General features: G+C 60.2%; 13 protein-coding genes. 3 read left to right on the top strand and 10 right to left on the bottom strand.

Annotation, left to right across the window (positions count from 1 at the left end):
• Positions 1-22 precede the first annotated feature (22 nt).
• From ACP15U_RS10965 to ACP15U_RS10955, 3 genes are read right to left on the bottom strand one after another with little or no spacing between them, the layout of a single operon-like run.
• On the bottom strand, positions 23-1,060 hold the full coding sequence (locus ACP15U_RS10965; RefSeq protein WP_425045190.1) for an ACP S-malonyltransferase: 1,038 nt from the start codon (positions 1,058-1,060) through the stop codon (positions 23-25).
• Positions 1,057-3,258: a thiamine pyrophosphate-dependent enzyme gene (locus ACP15U_RS10960; RefSeq protein WP_425045189.1), complete on the bottom strand. Its 2,202-nt coding sequence runs from the start codon at positions 3,256-3,258 to the stop codon at positions 1,057-1,059. Before ACP15U_RS10960 ends, ACP15U_RS10965 begins: the two co-directional genes overlap by 4 nt.
• Positions 3,259-3,276: 18 nt before the next feature.
• The gene (locus ACP15U_RS10955; RefSeq protein WP_425045188.1) at positions 3,277-4,548 is read right to left on the bottom strand and encodes a pyridoxal phosphate-dependent aminotransferase; all 1,272 of its coding nucleotides are present in this window, start codon (positions 4,546-4,548) and stop codon (positions 3,277-3,279) included.
• Between ACP15U_RS10955 and ACP15U_RS10950 the strand changes: the two genes are divergently transcribed.
• Positions 4,549-5,439, top strand: coding sequence for a LysR substrate-binding domain-containing protein (locus ACP15U_RS10950; protein WP_425045187.1), 891 nt, complete (start codon positions 4,549-4,551; stop codon positions 5,437-5,439).
• A 443-nt stretch (positions 5,440-5,882) separates the two neighbouring features.
• Here ACP15U_RS10950 and ACP15U_RS10945 read toward each other — a convergent pair whose 3' ends face one another.
• The 7 genes from ACP15U_RS10945 to ACP15U_RS10915 form a co-directional block, all read right to left on the bottom strand.
• On the bottom strand, positions 5,883-7,040 hold the full coding sequence (locus ACP15U_RS10945; protein WP_425045186.1) for an acyl-CoA dehydrogenase family protein: 1,158 nt from the start codon (positions 7,038-7,040) through the stop codon (positions 5,883-5,885).
• 137 nt (positions 7,041-7,177) lie between these two features.
• On the bottom strand, positions 7,178-7,969 hold the full coding sequence (locus ACP15U_RS10940) for a TIGR03084 family metal-binding protein (RefSeq protein ID WP_425045185.1): 792 nt from the start codon (positions 7,967-7,969) through the stop codon (positions 7,178-7,180).
• Positions 7,969-9,099 carry a nitronate monooxygenase gene (locus ACP15U_RS10935; RefSeq protein WP_425045184.1) on the bottom strand — a complete coding sequence of 377 codons (1,131 nt, stop codon included), beginning with the start codon at positions 9,097-9,099 and terminating at the stop codon, positions 7,969-7,971. Before ACP15U_RS10935 ends, ACP15U_RS10940 begins: the two co-directional genes overlap by 1 nt.
• A gap of 3 nt (positions 9,100-9,102) precedes the next feature.
• Positions 9,103-11,073, bottom strand: coding sequence for an acetyl/propionyl/methylcrotonyl-CoA carboxylase subunit alpha (locus ACP15U_RS10930; protein ID WP_425045183.1), 1,971 nt, complete (start codon positions 11,071-11,073; stop codon positions 9,103-9,105).
• Complete coding sequence (locus tag ACP15U_RS10925; RefSeq protein WP_425045182.1) at positions 11,073-11,870, bottom strand: enoyl-CoA hydratase/isomerase family protein; 798 nt, start codon at positions 11,868-11,870, stop codon at positions 11,073-11,075. The genes ACP15U_RS10930 and ACP15U_RS10925 overlap by 1 nt, the downstream gene beginning before the upstream one ends.
• Positions 11,870-13,489, bottom strand: coding sequence for an acyl-CoA carboxylase subunit beta (locus ACP15U_RS10920; RefSeq protein WP_425045181.1), 1,620 nt, complete (start codon positions 13,487-13,489; stop codon positions 11,870-11,872). The genes ACP15U_RS10925 and ACP15U_RS10920 overlap by 1 nt, the downstream gene beginning before the upstream one ends.
• A 12-nt stretch (positions 13,490-13,501) precedes the next feature.
• Positions 13,502-15,265, bottom strand: a complete 1,764-nt coding sequence (locus ACP15U_RS10915; protein ID WP_425045180.1) for an acyclic terpene utilization AtuA family protein — start codon at positions 15,263-15,265, stop codon at positions 13,502-13,504.
• An 88-nt stretch (positions 15,266-15,353) separates the two neighbouring features.
• Between ACP15U_RS10915 and ACP15U_RS10910 the strand changes: the two genes are divergently transcribed.
• Both ACP15U_RS10910 and ACP15U_RS10905 read left to right on the top strand, forming a co-directional pair.
• Positions 15,354-15,998 carry a TetR/AcrR family transcriptional regulator gene (locus tag ACP15U_RS10910; protein WP_425045179.1) on the top strand — a complete coding sequence of 215 codons (645 nt, stop codon included), beginning with the start codon at positions 15,354-15,356 and terminating at the stop codon, positions 15,996-15,998.
• Positions 15,995-17,152 carry an acyl-CoA dehydrogenase family protein gene (locus ACP15U_RS10905; protein ID WP_425045178.1) on the top strand — a complete coding sequence of 386 codons (1,158 nt, stop codon included), beginning with the start codon at positions 15,995-15,997 and terminating at the stop codon, positions 17,150-17,152. The genes ACP15U_RS10910 and ACP15U_RS10905 overlap by 4 nt, the downstream gene beginning before the upstream one ends.
• Positions 17,153-17,179: the final 27 nt, after the last annotated feature.

The following is a 17,179-nucleotide window of genomic DNA, read 5'->3' as shown; positions in this document are numbered from 1 at the left end:
CTCCAGCGGCCCGGCGAACCAGCTATTGCGCTACGACAATTCTCCTCTGTTCCGGGCGCCCCATGGAGATGAGAAAAGGCTCGGCATTCTGCCGGCGTTGAAACTCGGTCTTTTGTGTAAGTCCCAGCCATCCGGCGAGGCAAAGCGACTGGGCCACGGCGCCGCCAAGCGTTGCTCCGGGACCGGTGACAATGAAGAGATCAGGTGCGAATTCCCGCGCAACGGTCTGAACCGCTTGTGTGAAATCATAAGTTTCCGTCACCTGATGTCCAAACGTGTAGTCCCGAAGTCCGCCAAGATCACAGGCCCCCGGCCACCAGATCTTGCCCCGGCCATCGATCATCGGCACGCCCGGCTGCTGGAACATCTCCTGCCCCAGACGGGCCCGGCCCATGGACGCCACAGGCGCCTGCAAGCTGGTGTGAAAGGCGGCATGATTTGCCAATCGCATCGGGAAACGCTCTTGCACCACCGGCTGAGAAGCCTCAAAGGCGCTCAGCCCGGCTTCGTTTCCGGCCAGTACCAACATTCCCCCAAGATCAATCGAAAGCGCCAGATCCTGCCCGTCAATCGAGTTGATCCGGGCCATTTCCGCCAACAACTCCGCCTTGCGCGCCGGTGCATCGGCCCAATCCTCTCCGATGAACGGATAGACCAGTTGCCCGCCAATCAGGTTCTCCTGCATCAGCGTTCCCATGGTGTTGACGACTTTGAACCCGTCTTCTGGACCGAGTGCGCCTGCTGCAGCCAGAGCACTGTACCAGCCCATCGAGTTTCCGGTGACCGCCACCACTTCGATATCACTTGCCAACGCCCGGACATCGGCCAGCGAAGCCGCATAGATCAGCGGCGAAGCAATATCACCGCGCGAATACTTGGACACCGAAAAACGCGCGGACGCGTCCAAAGAGGTCACTCCCTCCTGCCCCGTTTCGGTCCGGATGGCGTCGAAACGGCGGAACAACTCAAGTTGATCCTCATGGTTGCGATGCAGATACCCCAACTCAGGCTTGTTGTAAGTCCCTCGCCCGGGGCAGATCACGACGGCAGTACGGGTCATGATCCGTCTCCGCACAGAGTAAGGGCCGCTGCAACAATTCCATCCTTTGACGGGAGCGGAACCGCATAGGCCGGGCCTGTGGCGATAAAACAATCCTCCGCCGCGATACGTGCCGTGGAGTGCATCGAGTGTTCGGCAAACAGTGCCATCAGAGCTTCGGACTGACTTCCGGTGCGACGGCACTCATCCACGATCAGGACATGCCGGCATCCCTCAGTGGCCGCCAACAGCGCCTCTGTCGGCAACGGAGCCAGCCAGCGCAGGTCGACGATCCGCGTGCCCAGACCAGCGGCCTGTAGTTCCGGCAAGGCCTGTTTCGATAGAAAGTGTCCGTTGCCGTAGGTGACAATTGCCAGATCCGTTCCCTCACCGTGCACACCAACCTCGCCCAATCCAATCCGCTGATCCAGCGATGGATAGGTGGTCATCCAGCCGGAATCCTGATCCTTGTGCAGATCGCGCATCGGATAGAGCGCGATGGGCTCTAGAAAAACCACGACGCGCTGCTCCTCGCGCGCCAGCCGGACACACTCCCGCAGCAGCTGCGCGGCATCCGAACCGGTCGAAGGGCAGGCAATGACCACGCCGGGAATGTCCCGAAGAACGGCAAGGGAATTGTCGTTGTGGAAATGACCTCCGAAACCCTTCTGATATCCGAGCCCGGCAATCCGGAGCACCATTGGGTTGCTGAACTGGCCGTTGGAGAAAAACGGCAATGTTGCCGCTTCGCCGCGAATTTGATCCTCCGCGTTGTGAAGGTAGGCGAGGAACTGTATCTCTGGGATCGGCACGAAACCGTTATGCCCCATACCAATCGCCAGCCCCAGAATAGATTGCTCGTCAAGCAGCGTGTCGATCACCCGGTCAGGTCCAAAGCGGGATTGCAGTTTCTGGGTGACACCATAAACGCCCCCCTTGCGGCCGACATCCTCGCCCATGCAGACGATTTCGCCATGCTCCAGCATCAGGTCCGTCAGCGCCCAGTTGATCAGGCGGTTCATCGGCTGCGGGTCTTTCATTGCTTTCAAATCCGCTCCGAACGTCGCGGCGCGGGTTTCTTCATCCGGTCCGTTTGTCGGCTTGCAGTCGCGCTTTGGCGGGATGAGGCTTGCCCGAACTTCGTCGGCACTTGCCAGATGGGGGCGGGTTGCGGCCTCGGCCGCGATCCGTTCAGTGCGGGCACAGGTATCCTGATAGACCTTCAGAGCAGCAGCCGGTTCCAATGCGCCCGCTTCCTGCATCAGACGCACCGAATGCAGCAGGGGGTCGTTCCCCTCATCCGCTTCGACTTCGGCTTTGCTAAGGTAGGTTGTCGGCACATCCGCTCCGGCATGCCCGTAAAGGCGCACTGTTTCGAGATGCAGGAAGGCCGGCTTGCGTCGGTTTCGCACATAGTCGGCGGCCTCGCTTGCCACCGTGAATGTCTCGAACATGTCGAGACCGTTGGCCTTGAAATACTTGATCCCGGGGCGATGCTCCATCGACAGCTGGATCCAGCCATTCGGCGTTTTGGTTGAAATGCCGATCCCGTTGTCCTCGCAGACAAAGAGCAGGGGCAGCGGCGTGGACTGGATGCTGGTCCAACCCGCCGTGTTGATCGCACCCTGCGCCGTAGAGTGGTTGGCCGACGCGTCCCCGAACGAACACATGGCGATTGCGTCCAAAGGCAGTTGCCGGTGTTCGGGACTGCGCCGCCGTGCAGCGCCGATCGAATAGGCTGCTCCCACCGCCTTGGGCAGATGGCTGGCAATGGTCGAGGTTTGCGGCGGGATCATCAGCGCCTTTGACCCGAGAACCTTGTGACGCCCGCCGGAAGTCGGATCCTCGCTTGAACAGGCAAAACTCAGCAGCATGTCCCAGGCAATTTGCTGGCCCCCTTCGATCTCAGCCACCTGATCGGAACGGGCAATCTGAAATGCCGCGTCCCGATAGTGCAGAAATGCGATATCGGATGGGCGCAGGGCGCGAGCCACGGCCGCCATTCCCTCGTGGCCGGACGACCCGATGGTATAAAACCCCTGTCCCGCCGCCTGCATCGCCCGACTGGTGCGATCCAGAGCCCGGCTGAGAACCTGCGCATGAAAAAGGGAGACCGCCTCATGCGGGCGCAATCCGGGGCGGGGCGGAGCACCGGCGGGCAGGTCACCCGAGGCAACACGGCTCAGAAAATTCTGGTGGACGATTTCGGCGCGATCCATGGCCCATATCTCCGTCGGTCAAAGCACGGCTACTGCGCGGGCAATCCGCTGCAAACCCAGCTCAAGTGTTTCTGTTGCATAGGCGAAAGAAAGGCGCAAATGCCCCGGCATGCCAAAGGCCCGCCCTGGCACCAGCGCGACCCCCTCGCTTTCTAACAAATGCTGGCAGAACGCACTGTCTTCCGGCATTGGCTCGGGGCAGCGTGGAAAAGCATAGAACGCCCCGTCCGGCCACGCACATTCAAGGCCCGCAGCGTTCAGGGACGCAACCACCAAATCCCGTCGATGACCAAGCACGGTACGCCGCTCGGCCAGCAGTTTCTGTGGGCCTGTGACCGCAGCCAGCGTAGCCGCCTGAGCGATGGAACAAGCGCCAGAAGTGATCTGACCCTGAACCGCCACCATCGCCTTTATCAGTGGGCGGGGGCCGAGGCCCCAGCCGATCCGCCATCCGGTCATGGAGTAGGCTTTCGAAACACCATTCACGGTCAGGGTTCGGTCGACCAACTCGGGCACAGCCCGGGCAAAAGGGGCAAACGGTGCGTAGGAAAGATGCTGATAGATCTCGTCCGAGATGACCCAGACATGCGGGTTGTCCATCAACACCTTTCCCAATCCCCGCAACTCATCGCGGGAATAGACCGCCCCCGTTGGATTGGACGGCGAATTCAAAAGCAGCCACCGGCTGCGGGGTGTAATCGCTGCCTCCAGCTGTTCGGGTCTCAGCTTGAACCCACGACAAGCCGAGCATCTCAGGATAACCGGCACGCCACCGGCCAGCCGAACCATGTCGGCATAGCTTGTCCAGAAGGGTGCGGGAATGATGACTTCGTCGCCCTGGTTCAGGGTGGCAAGGAACGCCCCAGCCAACACCTGTTTGGCACCGGTCGATACGATCACGTTGTCAGCGTCCGCGTCGGCCTCCGCAGCAATCACGGAACGGAGCGCCGAAATGCCCGCCGTCGCCGGGTATCGTGTCTGACCTTCCCGGGCGGCGCGGTGCGCGGCTTCGACCACATGCGGCGGCGTTGCAAAGTCGGGTTCGCCTGTGCTCAGCGCGATCACATCCCGGCCTTGGGCTTTTAGGTCTGCGGCTCTCTCGCTGATCTGCACGATCTCGGACAGCTCGATCCCGTCCAACCGGCTAGCCTTACGAAAGTCGGGGCCTTTCACTTTCATCATACCCATTTCGAAAATCTTTCCGTCACTGAGGTCAGTCAGTGTACAAATCACGCTGGAGCGCGAAAGAAGCCAGTGATAAATCATCACCAAGGCATGAGGAAAAATCATATGATGGCGCCGCGTCGGGTTTTGCCCTCGATATCTTCGCTTTTGGCTCTCGAAGCCGTTGACCGGTTGGGCAGCGCGACTGCCGCGGCCGATGAGCTATCCCTTACGCAAAGCGCCATCAGCAGACAGTTGAAAACGATGGAAGAGCAGTTGGGTGTCAATCTGATCCAGCGACAGCAGATGCGGTTGACCCTTACACCCGCAGCAAAAGACTACGTGGCTCAGGCCCGGAGCGCCCTGCAGCAACTCACGCAAGCCTCGCTCAAGCTCAAGGCCAACCCGACCGGCGGTGCTCTGGACTTGTCGATTTTGCCTGCCTTCGGGATGCACTGGCTTGCGCCACGCCTACAGGATTTTGCCCGGGCGCACCCAGAAGTTTCGATCAACCTCAACACCCGACTGGCACCATTCGACTTTGCCCTGGAACATTTCGATGCCGCGATCCACTTTGGTCAGCAGGACTGGCCCGGTGTCAATTACCTCCACATCATGCGCGAAGAGGTGCTGCCCGTTTGCGCTCCAGATCTTCGCCCTGACGCAGAAACAGATGCAGGCTGGTTTCTGTCGGCTCCACTCCTTCATCTCGACACCAGACCAGACGCTTGGGAGCAGTGGTTCGCTGCCCAGGATCAGGCCGCACCTCGAAAACGCGGAATGCTGTTTGACCAGTTTTCCACGATGATGCAGGCAACCATCCACGGGCTGGGCGTCGCATTGCTGCCAAGCTATCTGATCGCCGATGAGCCTGCGAAGGGCCGGTTGGTTCCCGCGTGGCAGGGGCCGCCCGTCAGCCTTGGCAGCTATTACCTTGTCTGGCCTCAAGACCGAACGATTTCGGCGCCGCTGTTATCTTTCCGAAACTGGCTGGCACAGCAGGTGCAAACAGGGTGACCAGATATCCCGACCGCGACTAAGCGAGTTCAAAAATTCGCCGCGTTTAGTATCTTTTCAGAGATATTAATGGAGAGGAGAATTTGATGATGAGATTTCTGGGTGTTGTTTCGGTCTGCATCCTGACTCTGGGAACTCACGCCATGGCGCAGGATATCAGTGCAGGCTCAAGGGTAACCGTGAATTCAGATTGGCATTCAAAGAACGGCGGCCCCTACAGCCCGAAAATCGTTTCCTGCAAGTCGTGTTCAAGGATTTCGGGGTCGTGTATCTATTCAACCCCGGGGGCAAAGGGACATTTCACGATATGAATGGCAAGAAAACGGGCAATTTCACGTGGTCTCAATAGCCGGAAGCAAACCGGACAATGGTTCGGCCTGACCGAACCATTGTTATCCCTTTGCGAACGCGATCGCGGCGGGCGTGAACCACCGCCAGCAGGCTTAGATATCCATCGAGCGGGCGATGAGTTCCTTCATCACCTCGTTGGTCCCGCCATAGATCATCTGCACCCGGGCGTCGGCATATAGCCGCGCGATCGGGTATTCCATCATAAAACCGTAGCCGCCGAACAGCTGCAGACACTCATGCATGATTTCATTCTGCACCTCTGAGCCCCAATATTTGACCATCGAGGCAGTCGAGGCGTCCAGTTCGCCCTTCTCCAGTTTTGCGATGCAGTCATTCACAAAGCTGCGCAGCACTTCGGCCTTGGTCTTGCATTCCGCCAGCTTGAACCGGGTGTTCTGGAAATCCATGACCCGTTGCCCGAACGCCTTTCGTTCCTGAACGTATTTCACGGTTTCGGCGATGGCAAAGTCAATCGCGCCCAGCGCCATGATACCGATGGTCAGACGCTCCCACGGCAGTTGCTTCATTAACTGGTAGAAGCCCTGCCCTTCTTCCGGACCAATGAGATTGGTCATCGGGACCTTTACGTCTTCGAAGAACAGCTCGGCGGTGTCGTTGGCCTTCATCCCCAGTTTCTTGAGGTTGCGTCCGCGGCGGAATCCTTCCGCCCCTTCGGTCTCGACTGCAATCAGCGAGACGCCGCGTGCGCCCTCGCTCTTGTCGGTCTTGGCCACCACGATCACCAGATCGGCAGTCTGACCGTTGGTGATAAAGATCTTGGAACCGTTGATCCGATAGGAATTGCCGTCTTTCTCGGCAGTGGTGCGCACCGATTGCAGGTCTGACCCAGTGCCCGGTTCGGTCATGGCGATGGCACCAACCATCTCGCCCGACGCCAGCTTGGGCAGCCATTTCGCCTTCTGGTCCTCGCTGCCATAGGCCGTGATATAGTGGGTCACGATCGACTGGATGCCATAGCCCCATCCCGCGTCCCCTCGCGAGGTCTGCTCATAGATGGTGACCGCGTCAAAACCCATGCCGCCGCCAACGCCGCCATATTCCTCGGAGATCGCCCCGGCCATCAGCCCGGTTTCGCCGGCCTTGTTCCAGAAACCGCGATCAACAACTCCATTGTCGATCCATGTTTCGATATTCGGGACCAGTTCATCGTCGAGAAAGCGGCCTGCCATCTCGGAGAACATCTTGTGCTCGTCGGTCACCCAACTTGCTGCGCTGGAAAAAAGAGTCATGACTCGCTCCTCGGATTCTGGGGTTGGGCGCAGGCTATCCGTAGCTTCGATTCCCGCCAATGCGGGTGACGCCGCGTCTCAGCGGCGCAAACGCAACGTCCATTAGCCTCTCCACTGCACGCACCGCCTAACTGAAGTCACACCTCAACGCGGTGGCGCAGCCCTTTGACCGGCGGAGTTTCCGGCCCTCCCGCAAAGCACTGCGCAATCGACATCCATTCGACTGCAACAACCCCAGATACATCGAGCGAGGTATCCCCAACGTTTCTGGTTTGCGTCACAACCTGTGCAAATTCCACTGCCGATCCCCGGATCAGATCCGCACCGGGGTCGCCGAACTCCCAAAGGGTCCCCGAGGGCGCGGTCAGTTCAAGACGCGGCATGCTCTCGGGCGGTTCCTTTCCGTGCACTTTGTAGGCCCATCCGAACGTGTTCACGCCAAGAACAACGATGTTTCGAATTCTGTCATGCTCCTGTCGCTTGACGCCGAGAATGTCGAAAACCTCCTGGCCATGTGCCCAAGTCTCCATTTGCCGCGCCGTGATCGACGAGCGCACCGACATTTCCGGCCCCGCCCATTTTACCCGTTGCTTAGGATCGAGCTCAGCCCAAGTACTGCCGATATGAGAATAGAGCTCGCGCCATGCATCGCGCAGGTCATCCCCCCGTTCGGCGATCATTTCGTTTTCGGTCACGCGAAAGCCTTTGCTCTGAATACCCGCAAACGTTCGCGCCAGTCGTTCCTGAAATGCCGCTTCGTCGGTCAGGGACAAATCCGCCATGCCGTTCCAGAAATGCAGGTGCACCAGCACGTCGTCGAGGGTCCAGCCTTTGAACTGTGTCACCGTCTGCCATTGTTCGCCGTGGACATTTGTCAAAACCGCGTGCAGCGCCTCGCTTTCTTCAAAGAAATCCCTCGCCTGTTCCATTACGGCCCCTCCAATGTCGCCATCAGCCGCTCGGCGGCCTCCAGATAATCCTGTTTGAATTCCTGAACCACGGCACCGGCCGATGTCATCTGGTTCATCAGACCAACCCCCTGCCCGACCCAATAGGTCGCCAGATCCGCCGCGCCATCGTGGCCGCTCTCGGCCAATTTTTCGATCTTGCCCAGCGCCGGTTCCGAAATCAGAGTCTGAAACGGCATCGGCAACGGGTTTGGCCCCTGCTCGTCCCAGGCTTCGGTCCACACCGACCGCAACTGGCGCGAGGTCTTTCCGGTGCGCGACCGCGACCTCACCGTATCGGCGGATGAGGCCTCCAACATTTTCCGTTTGATTACCTCCCCGGGTTCTCCCTCGGCGGTGGTCAGCCAGACAGAGCCGCACCACGCCCCGGCCGCCCCCATCGCCATCGCCGCTGCCATTTGCCGGCCGGTGACGATGCCACCTGCGGCGAGAACCGGTGTATTACCAGCGATAGAAACCACCTCGGGCACCAGAACCAAGGTAGAGATCTCGCCGCAATGTCCCCCGGCCTCGCCGCCAGCCGCGACCAGAATGTCGACGCCTGCCGCAACCTGCCGCTCGGCATGCTTTTTCGAGCCCACCAATGCCGCCACCGGAACGCCAGCTTCACGCGCACGGTCAAGCATGATTTTTGGCGGTGTGCCCAGCGCATTCGCGATCAGACGGATCGGGAAGGAAAAGGCCACGTCCAGCATTTCCTGCGCGCCGCCGCTGTTGAGATTGCGCGAGAAATGCAGCATCGCCTTGCGCCGCTCGTCCAGGTCGTCCGACGCGATCCCCTGCTGCGCAAGCACGGTTTCGGCGAACTTCAGATGCTCCGCGGGCAACCCACCGAGCAACTGTTCGTCCGACGGACCCTCGCCCTGTCGCTGAATCGATGTCGGCACGATCAGGTCCACCCCATAGGGCTTCCCGTCGCATTGCGCATCAATCCATTCCAGCTCGGTTCTGAGCTGCTCGGGCGTATACATCACCGCCCCGAAAACCCCCATGCCACCTGCGCGGCTGACCGCAGCAACGACATCGCGGCAATGACTGAAGGCAAACAAGGGGAACTCGATACCCAACTGGCGGCATAGTTCAGAGTTCATGTCTCACCCCTCTTCGATTTCAATCATCATGTCGCCGGCAGCAAGCTGCTGTCCGACGGTGACATGAGCCGCCCTCACCACGCCCGACACCGTAGCCACAATCTGGTGCTGCATCTTCATTGCCTCCAGCACGGCGAGGACATCTCCGCTGGCAACGCTGTCGCCCGGCTCAACTTTCATCTCCAGAACCAGACCGGGCATCGGCGCCGTCACGTTCCCGCTGTTTTCACTTGAGTCCTCCTGCACCCCGGCGCGCAACCGGCGCACTGCCAGCCGTTCTGCGCCTATGGCAAATTTCACCTCGTCACCTGACACCTGCGCTACGGCCCTGTGCCGTGCGCCGTTGATACGGGCGGTGAGGTGCGGCATCTCACCCGTAAGCCAAATGTCGAACATGTCTTCGCCGATCTGAACCAGCCATCCCGAGCAGGTCGCCGACACGGCAGCCGCAAATTCCGTTTCGCCGGTCACAAGGTTGACCCTGCGTGGCAGAACCCGGGCGCTGGACCAGTTGAGCTGATCCTGGGATACAAACCCAGCCCGGGAAAGCGCCCGCTCCCGTTCATCCTGCATCAAGATCGCAAGCGCCAGCGCGACATGTTCCCGCGCTGGCGCCTCATGGGGGAAACCGTCCGGGTAAGATCGCTCAAGTAACCCGGTCGTCGCTTCGGCTGCGGCAAACTCGGGCTGTTCAAGGACATCCGCCAGAAAAGCCGTGTTTGTGGTCATTCCCAAAAGAACGGTGTTTTTCACCGCCTTGACCAACCGTGACCGCGCGGCCTCGCGCGTCGAGCCATGGGCAATGATCTTGGCCAGCATCGGGTCATAGAACGGAGAAACCTCCTGACCTTCGCAGATCCCCGCATCCACCCGAACACCCTGCCCGCGAGCGGGATGCCAAAGGTCCACCCTGCCAGTTGCCGGCAGATAGGAATTTGACGGGTCTTCGGCATAGAGCCGCACTTCGATCGCGTGGCCCTCGATCCTGACCTCATCTTGCGAAATGGGGAGCGGAGCTCCCTGAGCAACCATGATCTGCAGCGCGACCAGATCCTGTCCCGTGACCATTTCGGTGACCGGATGCTCGACCTGAAGCCGCGTATTCATTTCAAGGAAATAATAGTCGCCGGAGGCATCCAGCAGGAATTCAACCGTTCCCGCACCGTGATAATTCACGGCCTGCGCTGCATTGACTGCGGCGGCTCCCATGCGGGCCCGAAGATCTTCGGCCATTACCGGGCAAGGAGCTTCTTCAACGACCTTCTGATGACGTCGCTGAACCGAGCAGTCCCTTTCTCCGAGATGGACGGTATATCCATGACAATCAGCAAAGATCTGAAACTCTACGTGCCGGGGTTCGATGATCGCTTTCTCAAGGATTAACTCCCCAGACCCAAAGGCATTTTCCGCCTCGGATCGGGCCAAAGCCAACGCATTCGGAAGCTCTGCAGCAGTGAATACAAGTCGCATGCCCCGGCCGCCTCCGCCTGCGGCGGCCTTGACCATGATCGGAAAACCTATTTCTGCCGCGGCCTGACCCAGCGCCGCGTCAGATTGATCGGCCCCTTCGTAGCCGGGCACGCAAGGTACACCGACGGAGATCATCAGCCTCTTGGCTTCGGCCTTATTGCCCATAATCCTGATCGCATCGGCGGTTGGACCAATGAAGACCATACCGGCAGCTTGGACTGCTTCGGCAAATTCAGCGTTCTCGGATAGAAAGCCGTAGCCCGGGTGGATCGCACCCGCCCCGGTATCACGCGCGACGTCCAAAATGCGGTCAGGGTTGAGATAACTCTCGGAAACCGGACCCTCTCCGATCAGCACGGCTTCGTCTGCCATTTGCACATGTGGGGCATGGGCGTCCGCATTGGTGTATACGGCCACGGTGCGCAATCCGAGCTCCTGCGCCGTGCGGATCACACGTGCAGCGATCTCACCGCGATTGGCTACCAGTATCGTGTCGAAAGCCATCACTCACTCTCCGCCCATTGGGGTTTGCGTTTATCAAGAAATGCCGCAATGCCCTCGCGGGCTTCATTGGACAGCATCGCGTCCGCGAAACATTCGGCCGCTGTCTTCCGCTGCTCCTTGCGCGTTTGGTTCGGAATCGTGGCGATCTGACGCTTGAGCGCGGCAAGCGCGCCCGGAGCAATGCCGGCCATTTGCCGACGCAACCCGACAAGGGCATCATTCATGTCACCCGGCGGGACCAACTGATCCACCAGTCCGACGCTGCAAGCCCCCTCACCTGAAACCGTGTCGCCCATCAGCATCATCCTGCGTCCGTGGCGCGCGCCCAATCGCGCCAGCACGAACGGAGCAATCTGCGCCGGCGTCACTCCAATTCGCACCTCGCTGATCCCGAACCGGGCGTCGTCTTCGGCAACCACGTAGTCACCACAGCAGGCCAGCCCGAACCCACCGGCCATCGCTGCCCCCTCAACGGCCATAACGGTGAATTGCGGCAGCCCCGATACAGCGTCGAATAGATCGGCGGCCCTCAGACTGAGACCGATCACCTCATCCTTGGTTACGGTTCCCTGAAGCAGCCCCTGAAAGGCCTTCAGATCACCGCCGGCGCAAAAGATGCCGCCCTGCCCGCGGAAGATTACCCCGCGCATGTCGCTGTTCTGAAGAGCAACGCACAAGGCAATCAATGCCTCGACGCGCTCGGCCGTCAGCGGGTTGCGACGCTCGGGTGTATTGAACCAGGCGGTCAGCCAATCTCCGTTATGATCGAGGTGCAACTGATCCGAAACCGGAAGCATCAGAACCTCGCCACGCCGTAAGTGCCGGGTATTGCCGATCTTGCGCGACCCTCTAACGCTGTTTCCAGACAGAAACCGAGCACGCGGCGCGTATCGCGGGGGTCGATGACCCCATGGTCAAGGCATCGACCCGAGGTGTAGAACGCCCCCGCCTGCCGGTCAAAATGCGTCGCGATGAGCTTGCTCTGCTGGGCAAGGCGCTCCTCGTCAACCGGCTCACCCTTCCGTTTGGCACCAACGCGGGCGACCATCTCCATCGTACCCGCAGCCTGCTCACCACCCATGACGCCGGTGGTCGCGTTGGGCCAGGCGAACAGGAAATCCGGCTCGTAGGCAAAGCCGCTCATGCCGTAGTTTCCAGCCCCGAAACTTGCGCCGATGTAGAGCGTGATCCGTGGCACATCGACCGAAGTAACAGCCTGGATCATCTTTGCTCCGTGCTTGATCATCCCGGCATGTTCATATGCGGTTCCGACCATGAAACCGGTGGTGTTGTTAAGAAAGATCAGCGGCGCATCCGCCTGCCCGCACAATTGAATGAATTGCGCCGCCTTGGTGGCTCCGGCCGGGTCGATGGGACCATTGTTGCCTATGATGCCAACAGCGATGCCGTTGATCGTCGCCTGCAGGCAAACGGTCGAAACGCCGTAGCGCGGTTTGAAATCTTCGAACTCGGAGCCATCGACAATTCGCGCCACGACTTCACGAACATCGTACGGAACCCGGTAGTCGGTGGGCACAACACCAGCGATATCATCGACCGCGAGGCGCGGCTCATCGAACGCGGCCACTTTGCGGATTGGCAGCCGCTTGTTCCAGTCGAGCCGGGCAAGCACGTCGCGGGCCATCTCGACGCCGTGCGCGTCGTCTTCGACCAGGTACTCCACCAACCCGGAAACCGAGGCATGCATCTCGGATCCGCCCAGTTCCCGGTCATCAGCCCTTTCACCGGTGGCGGCATGCACCAGCGCCGCACCGGCCAAGGCAGCCATACCGTTCTTTTTCACGCCCACGACATAGTCTGCGAGTCCCGGCATGTAGGCCCCGCCAGCGGTGGAGGGGCCATGCAGCACAGCAATATTCGGGATCCCTGCCGCCGAGAGTCGCGCCAGATTGCGAAACAGCCTGCCGCCATTGGCCCAAAGCTCGACCTTATATTCCATCAGGTTCGCACCGGCACTTTCCACAAGATGCAGAAACGGAAGCTTGTGCCGCAACGCCAGGTCCTGCGCGCTGAGAAAGGCCGCGCCGGTCATCTCGACCATAGCGCCCGCCTTGATACCGCTGTCATCGACCACAACCACACAGCGCACACCCGAGACAAATCCGATCCCGGCGATCACCGCCGCACCCGGCACTGATTTCTCCGGGTTTGGGCTGTCAACCAGATAACCGGCCAGACTGTGCAACTGAAGGAACGGCATCCCCGGATCGAGCAGGCGCGCAAGCCGTTCGCGCGGGGTGATCTGACCGCGCGCCTCCATCCGCTCGCGGCGTTTCTCGCTCAGTTCGACGGGGCGGGCTTCAAGGTGTCTGAGTTCGTCAACGAGCGCCAGCATATCGGCGCGGTTCTTTGCGAAACTCTCGCTGTCCCGGACAACCTGACTGACAAATCCCATCCAATTTCCTCCTCAGGAATTCACGATCAGCCCGACCGGAATCTTGACCGGAAGGGACAGGAGTTTCTGGGCAAAGGCCTTGCCCTGCGCGTCATTTCTGAGCGAAGCAATACCGCCCCCGCCTAGTACACGCGTCATCACGATGTTCATTGAATCGGAACCCGGCAGGTAGAACCGGCGCACCTCACCATTCAGTTCGTCGGCAAAAACTCCGGCAATCGCATCAGGCGTCAAAGCCGCCCAGACATACGGCAGATAGGCCCCCCGCCGGGCAATCACTCCGATATTGGCGCTATCCCCCTTGTCACCCGAACGCGCCCAGGCGAGATCCTCCAGCGGGCGTTCGACTACTTCGCCTGCATATTCCCCCACAGGTGGTTCACGAGCGGGTTCTGGTATCACCTCCCGCACAGGCGGAACCGGTGGATCATAAGCCACGTCTGCCTCGTTCAGCGTTACGCTAATTTGCGGAGCGGAGGCATCTACGAGAAACGAAAACAACGCGACAACGGGTGATGGTTTCGGCCGCCCACCTCCGGTAAAGAAATGCAGCCCGGGCGGCGTCGCCAATGCGCCGCCGATCAACGCCTTCAGGAACACGCCGACTGCGCGGGGGTCCTCGTGGCGAACCGCAGCCTTGAACGCAATCTCTTCGTAGGCGCCGTTCCCCTGTCTTCCCCCGAAAGCCTCAAACGATACTTCGCGAAAATCCTCCGCACCCATCCGCCCAAGCGTTTGCCGTGCCCGGTCCAATCCGGCCTGCGCAAAGACTTTTGCCTTGGTGCGCGCATCGCGACCATTCATCTGGAAAACCATCCCGGCGCGATATCCATCGACCCACGTTGCCGAAACCTTCAGTTTGCCAGTCGGTGCATGGCCCCTTGCGCCAGAGACCCGCACCCTGTCAGGCCCCTCCTGCACAATCTCAACGTCGAGGAAATCGCACACCACATCGGGCAGAACATAGGCACGGGGATCGCCGATCTCGTAAAGCATCTGTTCGGTCACCGAAGCCGGGCTCACCACTCCGGTTGTTCCCTCCGGCTTGGTCAGCACCATCGTTCCGTCGCCGGAAACTTCGGCGATCGGGTATCCGATCAACGCCAAGTCCCCGGCTTCTTCCCAATCGGTGAAATTGCCACCGGTGGACTGCGGCCCGCATTCCAGCAGATGACCAGTAAGAGATCCTGCGGCCAGAAGGTCGTGATCTGCGTGTGTCCAGCCATGATGGTGCATGCAGGCCGCCAATGTCAGCGCGCTGTCGACGCAACGGCCCGTGATCACGATATCGGCGCCTGCGCTCAGAGCCGCCACGATCGGTCCTGCCCCTAGATAGGCATTGATCGAGGCAATCTTTTCGACAGACGGCATCGGCGCGCCCGAGAACATTTCGGACATGCCGGAAAACTCATTGGCCCGGTCCAGCAGGTCGTCCCCATCCACCACCGCCACTTGCAGCGACAGACCGGCCTCGGCAATCCTTGCCCGCAGGGCTTCGGCGCATGCCATCGGGTTGACCCCTCCGGCATTGGACAGAACCTTGACGCCAGCCTCAGCGATCGACTGCAGGTTCGGCGTCATCGCATCGGTCACGAAGTCGGTTGCATATCCCAGCCCGGAATCCTTGCGACGCGCGCGGGCCATGATCGACATCGTGATTTCAGCCAGGTAATCGTAGACCAGCACGTCGACCCCGGCGCCTTGTAGTTGCGCTGTGGCATGGGGTGCCTCACCCCAGAAACCGCTGGCTCCTCCGATCCGCAAAGGCTGTGCCACGTCACGTCCTTTTCATCCTACCGACAGCCTCTATTTACAGACCGCCCGTTCTGTTTGTAGGGTCACATCAACTCCCCGGTCAACGGGGATGCCCGAAAGCGACGCCACGGAACTGATGAACAAAGCCCCGAAACCCGTCCCGCAGGACCAGCGGTCACAGGCTACGCAGGCACGGATCTGCAAGGCCGCAATCACTTGCCTCGACCGGTTGGGCTATGCCGAAACCACGTTTGCGACCATTCAGGCCGAGGCAGGCGTTTCACGCGGGGCAATCACCCACCATTTTCCCAACCGTCAGACGCTGGTCGCGGCCACCGCGAGGGACCTTCTGGCCAATGCGCTGGGACCCGTTGAACGCCCTGATCCGGAGGAGGCCCCGACGCCGGTTCGCCAGTTGATCCTGAACGCCTGGGAAAAGGTTGTGAACTCGGCAGGCGGGCGCGCCTTCGTCGAAATCCTGGTGGCCTGCCGTACCGACACCGAACTCTACCAGTTGCTTGAAGACCATCTGCGCGAATGGGATCGGGTCAGCCGACAGTCTATCTCGCACCTCTACTCCGGGAACGGAAACGTCCCTGACGATGCCGAAATTCTCTGGTCGATCGCCCGGAACTTTCTGCGCGGGCTGATCCTGCATGAGAATTTCACCGAAGATCCCGCCTATCTGGCCCGCATGGTCGCGCGGTTCGCAGACATGATGGAAACCCAGCTTTCGCCGAAGGAACTCCAATGACCTGTCCATCGCCTTTCATGACACCCGAACGGGACGCGTTTCGATCCAATCTTTCGAGGTTCTTCGACAGCGAAGTGAAACCGCATCTTGAGGACTGGGAGGCCCAAGGCAATGTGCCATGGCAGATGCACGAAAAAGTCGCCGAACTGGGAGTATTCGGCTTCGGCATCGAGGAAAAATACGGCGGCCTCGGATTTGACGATGCCTTCATGCGGGCCGACTATGCCGAACTCGCCTTTGGCTGCGGTGCTTCAGGCTTTGCCGCCGCAGTGGGCGGGCGCATGATCTCGATCGGACCGATCGCCAAGCTGGCCCCTGAGGACTTCAAGACGAGCGTTCTGCCGGACATCATCGCCGGTCGGATCAGTTCGTCGCTTGCCATCACCGAACCCGGGGGCGGATCCGATGTGGCAAATCTTTCGACACGGGCCGAACGAAAGGGCCGCGGCTGGGCCCTGAACGGGGCCAAGGCCTTCATCACGGGCGGAATGGAATCACAATGGTTCGTGGTCGGCGCCCGCACCGGCGGCGCCGGGCTGGGCGGCATTTCCCTCTTTCTCGTCGAGGCCGGCACACCCGGCTTCACCCGCACGCCCCTTGGCCGCAAGATGGGCTGGCACTGTTCGGAACAGGCGATGCTGCATTTTGATGACTGCGCGGTTCCGGAGGCTGCCTTGATCGGGCCTGAAAACAAGGGATTTCTGGCCATCATGAACAACTTCAACTACGAACGGCTAGCCATGGTTGCCGGATCGCTGGGCATGATGCGGATCTGCTACGAGTCGTCTCTCGAATGGGCTCGCGAAAGAAAAACCTTTGGCCAGAAACTTGTCGAACATCAGGTGATCGCTCACAAATTCGCCGAGATGTCGGCAAAGATCGACATGATCGAGGCCTATCTCGAGCGCATCTGCTGGGCGATAAACCAAGGGCTGATGCCAGCGGCCGAGATTGCCAAGGCAAAAGTACAGGCAACGAAATCTCTCGAATTTGTGGCTTCGGAGGGCATGCAAATCTTTGGCGGCGCGGGTTACCTGACCGGCAACCCGGTAGAACGGGTCTGGCGCGAGGTCAAAGTCATGGCGATCGGCGGCGGGTCCGAAGAAATTATGCGCGACCTCGCCGTTCGGCAGATGGGGCTGGCCGGGCAGTAATCTGCTGAACAAGTGGGATTTCGAATG

Origin of the sequence: Primorskyibacter sp. S87 (assembly GCF_049801055.1) — a bacterium.
GTDB lineage: Bacteria > Pseudomonadota > Alphaproteobacteria > Rhodobacterales > Rhodobacteraceae > JBNAGF01.
The sequence above is the reverse complement of the archived record's forward strand: the minus strand, read 5'-3'. Positions and strand labels throughout refer to the sequence as shown.

Excerpts from the sequence above, each read along its gene's own strand:
- ACP15U_RS10965 (WP_425045190.1), bottom strand. The coding sequence starts at position 1,060 with ATGACCCGTACTGCCGTCGTGATCTGCCCCGGGCGAGGGACTTACAAC.
- ACP15U_RS10960 (WP_425045189.1), bottom strand. The coding sequence starts at position 3,258 with ATGGATCGCGCCGAAATCGTCCACCAGAATTTTCTGAGCCGTGTTGCC.
- ACP15U_RS10955 (WP_425045188.1), bottom strand. The coding sequence starts at position 4,548 with ATGATTTTTCCTCATGCCTTGGTGATGATTTATCACTGGCTTCTTTCG.
- ACP15U_RS10950 (WP_425045187.1), top strand. The coding sequence starts at position 4,549 with ATGATGGCGCCGCGTCGGGTTTTGCCCTCGATATCTTCGCTTTTGGCT.
- ACP15U_RS10945 (WP_425045186.1), bottom strand. The coding sequence starts at position 7,040 with ATGACTCTTTTTTCCAGCGCAGCAAGTTGGGTGACCGACGAGCACAAG.
- ACP15U_RS10940 (WP_425045185.1), bottom strand. The coding sequence starts at position 7,969 with ATGGAACAGGCGAGGGATTTCTTTGAAGAAAGCGAGGCGCTGCACGCG.
- ACP15U_RS10935 (WP_425045184.1), bottom strand. The coding sequence starts at position 9,099 with ATGAACTCTGAACTATGCCGCCAGTTGGGTATCGAGTTCCCCTTGTTT.
- ACP15U_RS10930 (WP_425045183.1), bottom strand. The coding sequence starts at position 11,073 with ATGGCTTTCGACACGATACTGGTAGCCAATCGCGGTGAGATCGCTGCA.
- ACP15U_RS10925 (WP_425045182.1), bottom strand. The coding sequence starts at position 11,870 with ATGCTTCCGGTTTCGGATCAGTTGCACCTCGATCATAACGGAGATTGG.
- ACP15U_RS10920 (WP_425045181.1), bottom strand. The coding sequence starts at position 13,489 with ATGGGATTTGTCAGTCAGGTTGTCCGGGACAGCGAGAGTTTCGCAAAG.
- ACP15U_RS10910 (WP_425045179.1), top strand. The coding sequence starts at position 15,354 with ATGCCCGAAAGCGACGCCACGGAACTGATGAACAAAGCCCCGAAACCC.
- ACP15U_RS10905 (WP_425045178.1), top strand. The coding sequence starts at position 15,995 with ATGACCTGTCCATCGCCTTTCATGACACCCGAACGGGACGCGTTTCGA.